This is a genomic window from Trinickia dabaoshanensis (genome assembly GCF_002879885.1).
GTDB lineage: Bacteria > Pseudomonadota > Gammaproteobacteria > Burkholderiales > Burkholderiaceae > Trinickia > Trinickia dabaoshanensis.
Genome location: NZ_PNYA01000011.1, coordinates 168,812 through 184,272 on the forward strand (window position 1 = coordinate 168,812; position 15,461 = coordinate 184,272).

Here is a 15,461-nt window from a genome sequence, read left to right on the forward strand (position 1 = left end):
TTTCAATAGCGAAAGAATAAGATGCCAAGCCCGCCTGGATCACCTGGCTTCTTATTTTTCTTCGTCAATGCTGGCAAATCAATATTCTTAACGTCCGGCCAACCGAACACTTCGAATATTTTCTCTGCGAGACTAACGAAACCGGCATACTTCCTCGAGATTCGATAGGCGATGATGCCCAGTATCAAGGCGAGCCCTGCCCCACCCAATGCGCAACCTTGCAAAAGCACCGTCCAGTTGTGCAGTGATTTGAGGAGGGATACGACTATGATCAGTAGGTAGGTGGCGACGAGTAGACCAGTGGTCAGCTTGAACCACCAGCGCGCAGAGGCCCGGTAATGCGCGAACCTGCCGCGGCTGCAATGCGGATGCAATGCGACGATTCGATCTGTGACACGGCGAATACCATATCCAACCCAGGTATCGTCGGTGCGTTCCGCAACGACCTCGACGTCGTCGCCATCCGCGAACATGGACACCCATACCCACGCTTTCACCGGTACGCCGTCGATTTCGAACTCAAGTAAATCCGCTTCCTCGGACGTATCTACCGCCATAGCTCCCAACCCGGCGGCCACGCCTCCGAGTCCGGCCAAACCGGCCGCGATAGCCGTGGCCCCCATCTTCGTGCGATCCGCCTCTGTAAACACGAAATCGCGACGACACCGCGTCTTTCGCAAGTTACGAATATGGCCTCGCAGCAACACCGGCACACCTACTGTCTCTTCCGCGATCATTCCGCTTGCCCCTCGGTTTGAAGTCCAAGGGACTTCAATGCTTTCTCGAATCCCTCATGCTGCTTGCCAGCAGACCACGGTGGATTATTCGCAGATTTACCAAACGTGCACTTCTCCATCCACGATTGCAGGTCGTCGTCTTCGAAATAGGCGATCAACAACTGAATCACCGTAATAGCGATCGCGATCTCCCATCCAGACATGAACAGCACGATCCGACCAATCATCAGCAAAGCAGTACGATCAGCGATTACCGTCGCGGCTTCCACTCCGGCTTCCTCAGCCGCCCTAGTCATCGCGACTTTTACTGCATCGTCGACTGCGTTCCCGGCAGCCAGCGCCTCGGCACGCGCCACCGCTCCTTCGATTCCCGCCCCAGCTTTCCCAAGCCAGGCAACCTTTCCTCCGCAAACGCGTTCGATCAATGGCGCGGACGACGTGAGCGCCGTTAGCAAATTCGCGCCGGCTGTTGCTAAGCCCAGACCGGTCTTAACCGTGTAGGCCGCAACCAGGGACATCTTCCCGTCCTCCGCGTTTGATTCAATCTTCCCTGCGTCTACGATGGCACCGATAAGCGCTGCGGCCCCCCCTAAATACCCCGTCATCGCCTTGAAGTTCGCCAGCGACATTGCTGCCTCTTTGCCCATCGCCGTCATAGCCTTGGTCGACGCGGTCAAACAAGCTGACGTAGCAGAAAACCCACTCGCTACGAGAAGCGCATAATCTTGCCCACTTTTATCGATCTTCGTGAGCGCAGCCGCAAAACAAAAGACTTCGATGATCGCAAGCACTCCGGCGATTCGGATCCCTACTGCAGCCTCCTTTCCTTCGTGCGAGATCTTCACGGCGTTCCAGTGCGCCCGCATGACCTTCCCGCGTTCATCGGAGGCGAGATCTCGCATCGACCGCACGAAGGCATCCTTCGCAGGGACACCAGTCTTGCGCAACGCATAGTATCCCTGCTCGAATTTCGCTCGAAGGGCCGGCTCTGCGCGCACCGATTCCTTTGCGATTTTAACCGTGTCCTCTTTGCTGATGCCCACACGCAGCATCAGTGCGCCGCGGATCAAATACTCCCCGGCACAGTCGCCAATCTTGCTAATGCCGGTCCACTTGAACAACGCATTGCCTATCGTACCGACAAGCCGGTCGGTGTGGTACGCCTTAAGCGCCCGCTCGGTTGCGGAAATTGCATTCTGATGCTCGGCAGCCTCGCCAATCTTCTCCCGCAATTCGGTGAACGTCTTGAGCTTCTCCAACGCTTTGGCAACCTTCTCCGACCACTCCGCGACCTGCTCGCCAAGCGGCACTCGATACGCTGTGGCCAGCGCAAGCAGTTCTTTGAGTTCCGCCTTAGGTTCTTTCTGGTTGTAAGCAAACCCGCGCCAAACAATACTCTCCGGCTGCGTCGGGTCTGTCTGCTCGACCAGTTTCGATACCAATTCCGCGCCCTTCGCTTCGGAGGGCAATCCGGTGATGGCCTCAGCGATCACGCCGTTGAAAGCCACGCCGTCCGCGATGGCCTTCTCGCTGTAGTCGTGCAAAGTCGCGAGCAGCACAGGTGCCTTCAGCCATGCCTCAACGTCTGGGGTACGCTTTGCTTGTATCTGAGCAATGTCCGTTTGCAACTGGACGAAAAATTGCCGAAACTTCTTCAGAGTACCGCCTGCGTCCTTTAGCTTATCGCGATACTTCGGCCAGGCCTGCTCTCCAATCTTCTTCGCCTCGGCCGGACTAATCTCCCCTGCCTCTTCGATACGCTTCTGGGACGCAGCCTCTTCCTCAGCCGTAGGCAACGGCGCCATCACGCCCTCGCCTCCATACGGATTCTGCAAAAAACCTTCCCATCCCGCTTGCATCCCCCTGCGCCACCAGCTTTTTCTCGCCACTGCGCCATTGGATACCGCCACTTCGGCTTCATCGATACATTGCATCGCATCGACCTGCACGGCGCGCTCACGTACATAAATCGACAGCATGCTGCCCGCGTCGTTGCGGAAGCCATTGAGTTCATGCGCTGCGCCGATTCCGTCCCACAGCGCCAGCAACATCGGCGGATGTGATTTCCCATGCCCGGTTTCGCCGACGGTATGCATCAGCTTCACGAGCTGCGCACTAGCCGAGTCAGGTGTCGCTTGCCGAATCGCCAGCGGATAGATCGTCGCCACGCGCTCGAGCAACGCCTTGTTGTAAGCGCCGGTGTCCTGAGTCTGCAATCCAGCGGGCGGGTTCAGCAATTTCGGATCGAACCCGGGCATGTACTCGACCACATCGTCGATCGAAGCTTGCGTCGCTTCCACCGCATGCCCATGCGGATCTTTCGCCGATCCCACCCATTGCGCCGGATCGATCATCTGCATCCGCTGCGCTCGCAAAGCGGCATTCGTCGCGTACTGATCGAACGTCTCCTGCTGCCAAGCATGCTCGGAAAAAGCCAGCCACACTTTGCCGCATTTATCGGGTTGCTCGATGGTGATCATGTCCATCTCCACCACGATGCTCTTCTTCGCGCAGGTTGGATGGGTCTTGGGCTCGAACGGCAACGGCAATTGCTGCATCCAAAGCCGACCATCCGACGTCACTCGATAAGCTTGCCAATGGTTTTTTCCGCGAGCCGCTCTCTCGTGAAACACGAATAGCCAGCCCTCACGCAACGTGCGCAGGCCGTATTGATGCTCGTGCAGTTGGACATCCGTCATGCCCTTGCCCGTGATACCCGCGGGCAGCTTGGCCCCCACGGTCTTTGGCAACACGGCGTAGCGTACCGGCAGGATCGGCAATCCCGTCTTCTCGCAGTTAGCGCACTTCGTCTGTTCAGTCATGCCCTGAGTCCATCTTTGTTGTTCTTTCCGACATACCAAGCACCGCCGCGAATGGCCTCGATTTCATCGATCGATAGCTCGCTCATACCCGCGACATAAAACTCGTCGGGCGACACGTTCCGGAGCACCTCTTGCACGCGCGGATGCGCGTCGAAATGCGGATGCCATGACAGTGCATGGCCGATGAAAGCGAGCTTGTCGTCGCGTTCGACCAGGCCGTACTGCTCGGCGCGCGCCGCCGCCGAGACTGCGACTTCAACGGTTTCAGGCTCCGGCTGATGGCCTATGGCAGCGATATGCAAAGCGAGCGCGCGATTGACCAATCCATGACGGCGAATGGCGCTCCACTGCTGAGGCTTGAACGAAAGATCGTCGAGCATCTTCGGATACAAGCCGGCGTAGGCCGCGAGCCGCGCCCCAGCGTCGAACGCGTGCCACGTCTTCACAGGCCCGAGCAGCGTCTCCTTTTGCATGAGCGTCAGCACCGGCCAAAGCAGCGCGAGCGCCCGCGAATCTTGAAAGCGTAGCGCACAGGTCTTGCCCCGATCGTCGATTTGCAGCACTTGCCGAGAAAGGTGCGTGGCCACCTCATCGGCCGATACCGGCGCCGGCGTCGCCAGCCAGCCGCCGATACGCTGCCCCGGCACGCGTGCAATCACGTCGGGACGACGATCCGCTAGTGCGACGCGCACGCTCTCGGCCAACCATGCGCCGAACTGCGGCAGCCGGGGATTCAACGTCAATAGATAGGGGCGCTCGGATTCGGGAAACGCCTCATGCGCGGTCGGTACAACGGTTCGAGGCAAGTCGTCGAGGTTGTGCTTGCCCTTTGGCTCCGGCAAATCGCTCGGTTGCGGATCGACGATCAACAAGCATTGCATCTCGCGATTGCGTTGGAAATAGTTCTGCAGCGCAATCACGGCTGCCTCGATCGCGCCCGGCCCGGTGCGATCCGTAGCCGCATGGGCGTTTGAATTCGGTTCAGCCATGTCAGTCGAGCTCCACCATCGAGGCACTATCGGCCGCAGCGCCGGCCCTGCGCCACGAGCACCCGTTCGCGACGCTCGAAACCGTTGCCGGCACACGCATCGACGACGCGCCAGGCTTGTCCCAACTCGCGCATTTTTCGAGAATCTGGCCGTTCGTTCCGTTTTCGATCATGTCGCTGGCAATTCGAATGTACGAGCCTCCAGCGCCTATCCATATTTCCTTGTCGGCAGACAGCACGATCCGGCCGTTAGCGCTCTTGATCGTCAGGTCCTTCAGCGCCGAGAGCGCCATTTCATCGCTCTGCGCCTGGATCTCCACCTTGCCCTTCGCGGCGAACAGCTTCATCCCCGCGTTCTGCACGAACAGGCTGATTTTTTCCATCGCACTAACGAGAAGCGACTTGCCCGTCGCAATGTGCGTGTTCTGGCCGCTCACGACGTTGACGTGCTGATTCGCCGTTGCTTGCAGCGAGTCCTGTGTGGACAGCCCCATGCCCGCGGGACTGGCGAGCAGCATCACAGGCATGCTGAAGCCGTTGGCCGTGCCCGTTCCTCCGCCAGCCGTTCGGCCGCTAGCCGCGCTGCCCGAGCTGTTGTGCCGCGTTGCCTGCGCGAAGCGATCCAACGATTTCAATCCATCGTCGAGCCCTTCCGCCTGATTGGACGCGCTTGCCTTCGATGCAATGTCGGCTACTTGCTTGGCGCCGGCAAGCTGTTCGGCCGCCGCGGTGACGTCGAGAGGCTGAGCAGTCGTCGTCGGATGTGTCGAGACGAGCAGGCCCTGACCCGCGCGTAACGCCCCGTAGGCATCGGATTTCAAGTCGAAGCCGCTGCCCAAAAATACGCCCCGGGTATTGTTTTCATGCTGAATGAGATACCCGAGATGCAGATGCGACTGGTAGCTGCTCGAGTACAGATGGACGCGGTTCTGCCCCGTCGAGTCGTCGAGAACGAGTTGGTTGAACCCGGTCCCTCCGTACTCTTTGGAGCGCAGCCCGGACAGCAGCCCGTTCGTATGCCAAACAGGCTCCGTCGCCCCGCCGAACACACGCGAAACGATCACTGGGCGATCGCAGTCGCCACCGACGAAATCGATCAGAACTTCATCCCCGCCCCGCAAGGGGTGAACCGCGCCGCGCTGGCTGCCGGCGTCCGCACATGCCGTGCGCACCCAACACGAGGCCGTTGCATCCCGATACCACGGATAGCGAATCTTTACGCGGTTGAGGCGGTCGGTTTGGACTTCTTCGCCTCCCGGCGCCACAACGATCGCGTTCATTAGCGACATTTGCGGCTTGTGGTGTTCGCGGGGCAACCGAAAAGGAACGTTGAGCCGCTGGGACTCCACACGCACTTGAAAGAAGCCCTCGCTCCCGTCGCCATACTTGACGAGCCCACCGGCGCTGCTCGCGACGTGCGCAGCGATCTCGCCGCGCAGGCTGTCCTCGATGGGCGGATAGGCGTCGAGGCCCGGCACATTATTGCGAATGGCCCAATTCACACCGAGTATCACGAACTGATCGTTCCCGGACGACGAGCCCCCGCGGTCGAGCGTAAAGCCGAATCCGGGCATTGCCGCGCGCAACCCGCCCACCGCATCGAAACGCTGGATTTGCGACTCCCACGCCTCGACACGCGTACGAGCCTGGCGCTCGCCGTCGTCGCGCTCCCCCCAGGTGTAAGCGCCCGTGTAGTCGTAGACTTCGCCATCGACCGGCATCGAGTCCGGTGCAGTTGTCACAGCCTGCGTGCGCTTCTCTAGGTCCGGCCGCTTGTAGTCGAACGTACTCGTGGTCAACAGCGCACTTTGCAGTTGCAACCGCTCACGCCAAGACGTGAAACCATCGAACTCGGCGCTCGCGCCCGCACGACCCAGCTTTACGGTCTTTTGCGCGAGTATCGGCGCCAGAGAGATGTCGTCCGTGATGACGAACGTGTGCGAGCGACCGTTCTTCGCAAATTCGAAACGCCCAAACACGCCTGCTTCTTCCATGCTGCGATAGACGAAGTTCAGATCGAACTCGCTCTGCATGCGATAGGAATACTCCGGCATCGGCTGATGCAAGTCGAACCGGAAGGCATTCCCCATTAGCTGACTATGCTCGCCGAATACATCGCGGAGAATCTGTTCGCCCGATGTCTCCAGCCAGTCGCGCTGGTCACGACGCAATCGCAAGAAGTAGAGCCAAGAGGAAAATCGGAGCTGGTAGAAGATGCACGATCCGTCGGCGCCAAGCTCGGCAAAGTCGTGCACGTACCCGTGAATCGGAATATACGAGCCGTCGGTCTGCCGGATCCGGAGGGTGATTGAATTGCCGAGCAGCTTACGCGCATCGATCGGTTCCGCAGCGCTCGACGCGACCGCTTCGACAACGAATTCATAGTCGCGGCCCAGTTGCGCGGAACCCTTCACCCACAGCGGTACGAGTCGATCCTCCCCGGCTGGCGTCTCGAGCGTGACGAGACGCTGAAATTGGGCATAGCCACTCTGAAAAATCCGGCCGAGGTTTTCTGGCATCGTGCGACTCTTCTCAGGTTCGTTCTTAAAATCGTGAATTCCAACGACTGCTTGTGAAACCGGACCGATGCGACATTGCGGTTAACGGTGCGCAGCCTATGGGCAGCGGAGGATAAGCCGATGACAAAAGTTTTCAATTTGCTCGACGTTGGCGCAAGTTCGCAGGCCATACGCGACCGACAACGATTCCCCCGCCGATTACTCGGCACGGCACGCAGCACCAGGCCGACCAGCCCAGACGCGTTGATTCAAGCCATGAAAAGCTCACCAAAACGGTTGCCGCACGTTATCAGCCGAACTTAACAATGTCAATTCGACCGAGACGGCATTAATTACCGTAGGCAATTTGAAGGAATGGGAATAAATTCCGGCCACATATTCGACGCGAAAAGAAAAGCCGGCTTTGCTTTCAGTTCGTGAACATGGATTGGAACCAATGCGTTTCGAACTAGGCGGGGGGGGGGGCCCGGACGGCCCCGATCAATAAGGATGGCGAAGCCGAAGCACGCCATCGCATCGGTATCAGATACTGCCGTTCGCCATCTCTTCCGGCTTCAATTCGACGATTGCATCCAGCGCGGTTTTAACGTCCATCGCGTACTTCGCGACACGCTTTTGTTCGTCCGTGCGCGGCTCGAACGGGGGCACGGGAATCGGCGTCCCATTCTCGTCGACGGCGACGAACACGACGAGGCAATCGGTCGTCAAACGCAATTGCCCACTCTTGGGGTCGCCGGCATGCACAGTCACGTGGATATGCATGCTCGTGCGCCCCGTCGCGACGACGCGTGCCCGCAGTTCCACCAGATTGCCGACGAGAATCGGCCGGCGGAAGCGAATGTTGCCGACGCTGACCGTCACGCAATAGCGTCCCGACCAGACGGCCGCGCAAGCGTACGCCGTTTCGTCGATCCATTTCATCAGTGCACCGCCGTGGACCTTGCCGCCGAAGTTGACGGAAGTCGGCTCGGCAAGGAAACGAAACGTCGTTTCCGAACGGTCCAAGGGGGTGGAGGGCGTGCTCATCGTGGCTCCGGTGATGCGCGTTCGCGCAGCTAGAAAGGAGCCGATTATAAAGGCGCAATATTCACCCCGCGCGCGCCGATGGCGCATTCGCGGCGCTGAGCGGCACTGAAAGCACCGAGGCCGGTAAGCGGCACTAAGCGGCGGAAAGCGGCGCGAAGCGCTCCCGATAGCTGAGCGGCGGTACGCCGAACCGTCTAACGAATGCCCGCCGCAAATTTTGCTCGGTGCCGAAACCGCAGTCGAGCGCGATTCGTTTCATCGGCCGGCGCGATTGCGCGAGCGAACTGGCGGCCGCTTCGAGCCGTAGTGCCTCCACGGTCTTGGCGGGCGTGCGCCCCACCGCAAGCGCATAGCGCCGCGCGAACGTACGCGGGGACATGCGAACATGTTCGGCCAGCCGTTCGACGGATAAGTCGTCGCGCAGATTCGCCGCCATCCACGCATGGAGTGCGTCGAATTCCCCCGTCGGACACTGCTGCGCGTCGAGTGTCGCGCTGAATTGCGACTGTCCGCCCGGGCGCTTCATGAATACGACGAGCCGCCGCGCCGCCTGTATCGCAAGCGCATGGCCGAAGTCTTCCTCGATCAGCGCGAGCGCGAGATCGATGCCGGCGGTCACGCCCGCGGAGGTCCATATGGCGCGTCCGTCGCGCACGTCGCGAATGAAAATCGGATCGGCATCCACACGCACGGAGGGAAAGCGGCGCGCGAGTTCGTCGGCGCTACGCCAATGGGTCGTCGCCCGGCGGCCCGCCAGCAAGCCCGCGGCGGCCAAATAAAACGCGCCGACGCAAACCGAACAGACGCGACGAATGCGCGGCGCCATCCGCTCGAGCCATTCGATCAGTTGCGCATCCAGCACCATTTGATCGGCGACGAACGTCCCCGCGACGATCACCGTATCGATCGGTTCGTTTTCCAACGCATCGAGCCGCTCGACGACGACAGGCAAGCCCACGTGCGTCTCCAAAACACCGCCTTCAATCGACGCGACGCGCGTTCGGTAGGCCACACGTTCGTCGCCCACGCTTTTACGCGCTTGACGCATTTCGAGCTCGGCACGCCAAAACGCTTCCAACGGCCCGCAGGCGTCGAGCAATACCAAATGTGGCGCCACCGCGAACACGATTTGACGGACGGGAGACGTTGCCGGCGAATTCATTAGGATTCCTTACTTGATACTCGATACTCGGGACTCGATCCCGACACATAGCGCGCTTCACGATACGCTCGCTGCAGTACCCGAACGTGCACGCGAGCGCGACCATCCATAAGCCAACGTCGCACACGCGGCGATCGCCAGCGCCGGAAACACGCTGGCGCAGACCGTGGACCATCCGAAGCGTGCCAGTAACTGCCCAGCGGTCAGCGACGCGAGCGCGGTGCATCCGAAGGTGGTGAACTCGCTCGTCGCCTGCGTTTTCGCGCGTTCGCTCGGGCGATACGACTGCGCAAGCAATGTCGTGCCGCCGACGAACATGAAATTCCAACCAACGCCGAGCGCCGCTAGCGCCGCGTAAAAGTGCGGCAAGTCGGAGGACGATAGCGCGATCGCGCCGCAAGCCGCCGACAAGCCGATACCGGCGCCGATGATACGCAGCACGCCGAAGCGGGCAATCAAGCGCGCGGCGAACAGCGAAGGCGCGTACATGCCGACGAGATGCCACTCGATGATACGGGCGCCGTCGCCGATCGTATGGCCGCACGCCACCGCCGCGATCGGCGTGGCCGTCATCACGAACATCATGACCATGTAGCCGAGCGCGTTGTTGGCGAGCGCGGCCATGAAGATCGGCTGCGTGACGATGCGCCAAAGGGGGCGCGCGAGCGCCTCGTCGGCCTGCTTGGAGATTCCAGAGGACGGTGCGGCCGCGGCCGGCCCCACGTTGCGATAGCCAATTGATACGAGCGCCATGGACGCGAGCCCGAGCACGGTCACGAGCGCGTAGGAACCCGCGAACGTGACCGGCGCGAGCCAATCGCGGCTCCACGCGGCGAGCGCCGGTCCGAGCACGGCCGCCACGACGCCGCCCGTCAACACAGTGGAAATCGCCCGGCTCTTCGCCTGCGCGTCCACGGCGTCAGCGGCGGCGAGGCGATAGTACTGCGCGAAGGCCTGAAATACGCCGACCGTAGCCGTCCCGCAGCAAAACAGCCAAAAGCTGTGGATGAAAATCGCGTGAACGGAAATCGCGCCGCCTGCCGCCCCGACGGTCGCACCCAATGCGAAGCCGGCACGGCGACCGATACGGGCCATCAAAAACGACGCGAAGATCGTCGTTAGCGCCGCCGCGACCGTAATCAACGAGAACGGCAAGGTGGCGAGCGCTTTATCGTCGGCGAGCTGATAGCCGACCAGCCCCGTCAACGTCAGATCGATCGAAACGGACGACGTGTACAAGGCCTGGCAAAGCGCCAGCACACGGGCATTGCGGCGGCCCGCCCGCTCGTCGCGGCCGGGGTCGAGGGATAGAGCAGCGTGCATCGATGAGCCTTGGCGTGAAGAGGAGAATGCCTATCCTCGCCTGGACCGCATTGGCAGAAATGCCAATGATGCATCAATTTCTGCCAATCGCACCGTTGGCGTACGCTTTACTTGCGGAACGTCACGCCCTGATCGATCGTGCCGTACATCGTGATGCTGCCGCCCGAATTCGCACCGGGCGAGCCGTTTTGCGCGCACCCGATGCATAACCACGCCGCCAAAGCGGCCGCCCACCACGCCTTCATCGCGTCCTCGCCCGAAAACAGCGTAAAACGGCATTCTAGCGTGGGCTTGAAGCGCGCCCGGCGCCCGCGCGGAGCAATCGACATTTCATGTAACGCGGAAGCATCGAATGCATCTGGAGATTACAGTAGAGCCATTCCGATCCTCCTATTTCCACGAGGCAACCCCATGGCCATCTCCGCGCCCACCGCCGAACGCGATACCGCTCATTTCCCGGGTCTGTCGCGCATCGGCGCACTACTCGCCGACGCCGGCCGCGCCGCCATGCTCTGGTCCCTGATGGACGGCAGCGCGAGGCCCGCCGGTGAATTGACGATCATCGCCGGGCTGTCGCCGTCGGCCGCGAGCGGTCATCTGGCCAAGCTCGCCGAGAGCGGCTTGGTGGCTCTCGAGGTACGCGGCCGGCATCGCTACTATCGCATCGCCACTCCGGAGGTGGCGGCCGCGATCGAAGCGCTCGCGCATCTGGCTCAGGCCAGCGCGCCCGCGCGTCCAACGCCGGTCGCGGCACGCACGGTGCCTGTCGAGATGCGCTACGCGCGCACGTGCTACGACCACATGGCCGGCGAGTTGGCCGTGCGTGTCTTCGACCATCTGATCGGACGCGGCTGGCTCGTGGACGAGGGCAGCACCGTCGAAGCCACGAAGGAAGGTGCCGCAGTTTTGGCGGGCTGGGGCATCGACGTCGGCGCGCAGCGCAAGCGCAAACGGCGATTCGCTTGCACCTGCTTGGACTGGAGCGAGCGTCGCGCCCACCTTGGCGGCGCGCTCGGCGCGGCGCTGCTCGATCATTGGACTCGAGAAGGCTGGGTGGAGCACGCGCACCAACCGCGCGTGCTGCGCATCACCCCCGCCGGCAAGCAGCAATTCGACGCGCTGCTCGGCGCGTGACCTCGCACGGGCCCGATATTTTTCGTTACAGGCCGGAACGCGCGGCTACAAAACGGAGCGCATTGATACAGGCGGTGGCGCTACAGTGCTGTCACGGACGTATTACGATCCGGCACCAAAACGAGACCATCATGACTACGCACGCCCGTTCACCCTTCGTGACGTTTCGACGTATCGCCGGCTTCACGCTGCTCGCCCTTGCCCCGTTGACCCTCGCCGCGCGCGCCGCCTTCGCGCAAGTGCCGCCGGCGCCCAACGGCGCACCCGCAAGCCAAAGCGCCGACCCGCCCGGACGCGTCGCGCGCTTGAACTACATGGCGGGCACCGTCACGACCCAACCGGCCGGCGCCGGCGACTGGTCTTACGCGTCCGTCAACCGCCCGCTGACCACGGGCGACCAACTCTGGAACGACGCGAACGCGCGTTCCGAGCTGCATATCGGTTCGACGGCCGTGCGGCTGGGTTCGTCGACGAGCCTCGACGTGATGAACCTCGACGACACGAACGCGCAACTGAAAGTGGCGCAAGGCACGCTGTCGACGAACGTCCGGTCGATACCGAGCGGTTCGACCTACGAAATCGACACCCCCAATGTCGCACTGGGCGTGACGCGGCCCGGCGATTACCGCGTCGATGTGGCGCCCGACGGCAGCACGACCACGGTGACGGTCCACAGAGGTGCCGTCACCGCCTACGGGCAGAACGGCCAGGTGCCCGTCGAGGCCGGGCAACAGATCACGTTCACGGGCACCAACTTGGAGGAGGCTTCGGTCGCGCAAGCGCCCTCGCCCGATGCATTCGACCAGTGGGCCGCGAGCCGCGATGCCGCCGAGGAGCGGTCGGTATCGGCGCGCTATGTGTCGCGTGACGTGCCCGGCTACGAGGATCTCGATGCGAACGGCACTTGGAGCGACGACCCGCAATACGGCGCTGTCTGGGTGCCGAACCAAGAGCCCGCGGGCTGGGCGCCCTATCACGATGGCCACTGGGCCTGGATCGCGCCGTGGGGCTGGACCTGGATCGACGACGCGCCATGGGGCTTCGCACCGTACCACTACGGACGCTGGGCGTATCTGCATTCGTCCTGGTGCTGGGTGCCGGGGCCGCGCATCGTGAGCGAGCCGCCTATGTACGCGCCGGCGCTCGTGGCGTTCGTCGGCGGAGGGGGCGGCGGCGGGCTCAGTTGGAGCGTGAGCCTCTCGATCGGCGGCGCCGCGACACCCGGGCTCGCGTGGTTCCCGCTCGGCCCAGGAGAGGTGTGGCACCCGGGCTGGGGCGGATGGAGCCCGAGGTACTACCAGCGAGTCAATCAGACGGTCATCGTCAACAACAACATCAACAAGACCGTCAACATCACCAACATTCACAATACGTACATCAACTACAACGCGCCGGGCGCCGTCACGGCAGTGCCGGCAAAGGCGTTCGTGAACGGCAAGCCCGTTGCGCATTTTGCGCAACGTGTCGATCCGCACCAGTGGCATAACGTGCGGATCAACCCGGGCGCCGCGGGCGTCGCCCCGGTGAAACAGAGCTTCGCGCCGGGCCTGCGGCCGGCGACCTACCGGCCGCCGCAGGCCATCGCCTCGCGCACGGTCGTTGCGACCCACACGCCGCCGACGCCGGCAGCCTTCCACGATCCTTTGGCCGCGCATCTCGCGCATGCCGGCGGCCAAGTCCCCGGGGCAGGCGCGCCCGTCGCGCGGCCGGCGATGCCGGGGCCGATGGTGGGCCATGCGCAGACGATGCCCGCACGGGCCGTGCATGTCGTCGATACCCACTCGCCCGTGATCACGCCGACTCACGGTCCGGCCCATGCCGAGCAACATGCACCGCAGCCCGGCGCGCAACCGCGCGTCGAAGCGGGGCCGGGCCAACAACCCCATGCCCCCGCGCCGGTTGAGCACGCACAGCCCAACAACGGCGTGCCGCGTCCGCCCGTCGTGAACACTCAGGCCGAACACGGCATCCAGCCGGGCGCCCGGCCAGCACCGGCTTGGACGCAGCCGCACGCGCCCATCACGGGGCAACATATGCCGATGAACGAGGCGCATCCGCAAGCTCAACCTCACGCGGAGCAGGCACGTCCGCAACCGCAAGCGCAACCTCACGTCGAACAGCCGCGCCCGCAACCGCAAGCGCAGCCTCACGTCGAACAGCCGCGCCCGCAACCGCAACCGCAACCGCAAGCGCAGCCTCACTTCGAGCAGCCGCGTCCGCAGCCGCAGCCTCACTTCGAGCAGCCGCGCCCGCAACCGCAGCCGCAGCCTCACTTCGAGCAGCCGCGCCCGCAACCGCAGCCGCAGCCTCATTTCGAACAGCCGCGCCCGCAGCCGCAACCGCAGCCTCATTTCGAACAGCCGCGTCCGCAGCCGCAACCGCAGCCTCATTTCGAACAGCCGCGCCCGCAGCCGCAACCGCAGCCTCATTTCGAACAGCCGCGCCCGCAGCCGCAGCCGCAACCGCAGCCGCAGCCCCGCCCCGCCCCGGCGCAGCACGAACAGCAACATGCGGCTGCGCCATCGCACGGCGGCCACGAACGCCATCAAGGCTAACGCCCGGAGGCGGTAAACGTCGAAGCCCGCGGTAGCCGCGCGGAGCGCCGAGCCGGAAAACGTATCCGGCTCGAGCCGCCGCGCGGTACCGCGGGCTTTTTTAGGCTTCGAGCAAAGCGCTCAACGCGCTTAAACGGCCATGGGCGCCGTCAGCGGCTCGTGATGGCGATAGCCCACCAACGAGAAATCGCCGGGCTCGACCTGCTCGAGCCACTCGGGCGCATACACGCCCGTCTCGGCGTAATCGGGCACGCGATCGGCGATAACCAAACGCGGACTCTCATACGGCTCTCGTTCCAATTGACGTTGCAGCATCTCGAGCTGGTTCTCGTAGATGTGCGCATCGCCGATGAAGTACGTAAACCAACGCGGCGCGTACCCCGTCAAGCGCCCGACGAGCGAAAGCAACGCTGCCCCCTCGACGAGATTGAACGGCGTACCGAGACCGACATCGTTGCTGCGGATATACAGACACAGCGATATCTCTCGGCGCGCGGCATTCGGCAGGAACTGATAAAGCAAATGGCACGCTGGCAGCGCGATCTGATCGAGCAGCGCGGGATTCCAGCCATGGAAGAGAATTCGGCGATCCGACGGATTGCTCATGATCGTATCGAGGCACTGCCGCAACTGATCGATGGCCTTGTACAGCAGCACCTTTTGGACGCCGTCTTCCTCGAACTGGGTGACGATACGGTATCCGCGCTGCGTCGCATCGGCCACGCGCGCTTGCTGCGACGCCTCCACGACCTTATAGCCCGGCCACTTGCGCCACTGCACGCCATACACGTCGCCGAGGTCATCCGTCCCTTCGCGATACGGATTGGCGAGCCACTGCGCGTTTTCGTTGGCGTTCGCATCCCAGACCTTGCAGCCGAGCGCACGGAAATCGGCCGCGCTGCGCGAAGCGCGCAGAAAACCGACCATCTCGCCGATCGCCGACTTGAACGCCAGCTTTTTCGTGGTAACGGCCGGAAAGCCTTCTTGCAGGTCGAAGCGCATCATGGCGCCCGGCATCGAGATCGTGCGAATGCCGGTACGGTTTTCCTGCCAACTGCCCGTCTCGAGAATCGTGCGGACGAGATCGAGGTACTGTTTCATGCGCGAAAATCCTTCGGCTCGTGGCGCGCGGCCGCTCTCGCACCGCGCAAACCGCGATTTTACCAAGCCGCGAGATTTCCGACCGGAGCCCGGC

At 62.6% G+C, this 15,461-nt stretch carries 11 protein-coding genes; 2 read left to right on the top strand and 9 right to left on the bottom strand.

Annotated features, from left to right (window positions below; all coding sequences use genetic code 11):
* Nucleotides 1–2: 2 nt before the first annotated feature.
* From C0Z18_RS14195 to C0Z18_RS14230, 8 genes are all read right to left on the bottom strand, one after another.
* Nucleotides 3–737, bottom strand: a complete 735-nt coding sequence (locus tag C0Z18_RS14195) for a putative type VI secretion system effector (RefSeq protein WP_102646046.1) — start codon at nucleotides 735–737, stop codon at nucleotides 3–5.
* Nucleotides 734–3,559 carry a T6SS effector BTH_I2691 family protein gene (locus C0Z18_RS14200; RefSeq protein ID WP_102646047.1) on the bottom strand — a complete coding sequence of 942 codons (2,826 nt, stop codon included), beginning with the start codon at nucleotides 3,557–3,559 and terminating at the stop codon, nucleotides 734–736. The genes C0Z18_RS14195 and C0Z18_RS14200 overlap by 4 nt, the downstream gene beginning before the upstream one ends.
* Nucleotides 3,556–4,548: a DUF4123 domain-containing protein gene (locus tag C0Z18_RS14205; RefSeq protein ID WP_102646048.1), complete on the bottom strand. Its 993-nt coding sequence runs from the start codon at nucleotides 4,546–4,548 to the stop codon at nucleotides 3,556–3,558. Before C0Z18_RS14205 ends, C0Z18_RS14200 begins: the two co-directional genes overlap by 4 nt.
* Before the next feature lies 1 nt (nucleotide 4,549).
* Nucleotides 4,550–7,066 (bottom strand): type VI secretion system Vgr family protein, encoded by a 2,517-nt coding sequence (locus tag C0Z18_RS14210; protein WP_102646049.1) that lies wholly within the window; start codon nucleotides 7,064–7,066, stop codon nucleotides 4,550–4,552.
* A gap of 522 nt (nucleotides 7,067–7,588) precedes the next feature.
* Complete coding sequence (locus tag C0Z18_RS14215; RefSeq protein WP_102646050.1) at nucleotides 7,589–8,092, bottom strand: acyl-CoA thioesterase; 504 nt, start codon at nucleotides 8,090–8,092, stop codon at nucleotides 7,589–7,591.
* 133 nt (nucleotides 8,093–8,225) lie between these two features.
* Nucleotides 8,226–9,254 carry a GlxA family transcriptional regulator gene (locus tag C0Z18_RS14220; RefSeq protein ID WP_102646051.1) on the bottom strand — a complete coding sequence of 343 codons (1,029 nt, stop codon included), beginning with the start codon at nucleotides 9,252–9,254 and terminating at the stop codon, nucleotides 8,226–8,228.
* A 57-nt stretch (nucleotides 9,255–9,311) separates the two neighbouring features.
* Nucleotides 9,312–10,577, bottom strand: a complete 1,266-nt coding sequence (locus C0Z18_RS14225) for an MFS transporter (protein ID WP_102646052.1) — start codon at nucleotides 10,575–10,577, stop codon at nucleotides 9,312–9,314.
* 107 nt (nucleotides 10,578–10,684) lie between these two features.
* Nucleotides 10,685–10,906: a hypothetical protein gene (locus C0Z18_RS14230; RefSeq protein ID WP_102646053.1), complete on the bottom strand. Its 222-nt coding sequence runs from the start codon at nucleotides 10,904–10,906 to the stop codon at nucleotides 10,685–10,687.
* Between the two features lie 82 nt (nucleotides 10,907–10,988).
* On the opposite strand from C0Z18_RS14230, the gene C0Z18_RS14235 reads away from it, so the two are divergent.
* Nucleotides 10,989–11,711 (top strand): ArsR/SmtB family transcription factor, encoded by a 723-nt coding sequence (locus C0Z18_RS14235; RefSeq protein ID WP_102646054.1) that lies wholly within the window; start codon nucleotides 10,989–10,991, stop codon nucleotides 11,709–11,711.
* A gap of 131 nt (nucleotides 11,712–11,842) precedes the next feature.
* Nucleotides 11,843–14,266, top strand: a complete 2,424-nt coding sequence (locus C0Z18_RS14240; protein ID WP_102646055.1) for a DUF6600 domain-containing protein — start codon at nucleotides 11,843–11,845, stop codon at nucleotides 14,264–14,266.
* Between the two features lie 129 nt (nucleotides 14,267–14,395).
* Here the strand turns inward: C0Z18_RS14240 and C0Z18_RS14245 are convergent, their stop codons facing one another.
* Nucleotides 14,396–15,367, bottom strand: coding sequence for a thymidylate synthase (locus C0Z18_RS14245; RefSeq protein ID WP_102646056.1), 972 nt, complete (start codon nucleotides 15,365–15,367; stop codon nucleotides 14,396–14,398).
* Between the last annotated feature and the right edge of the window lie 94 nt (nucleotides 15,368–15,461).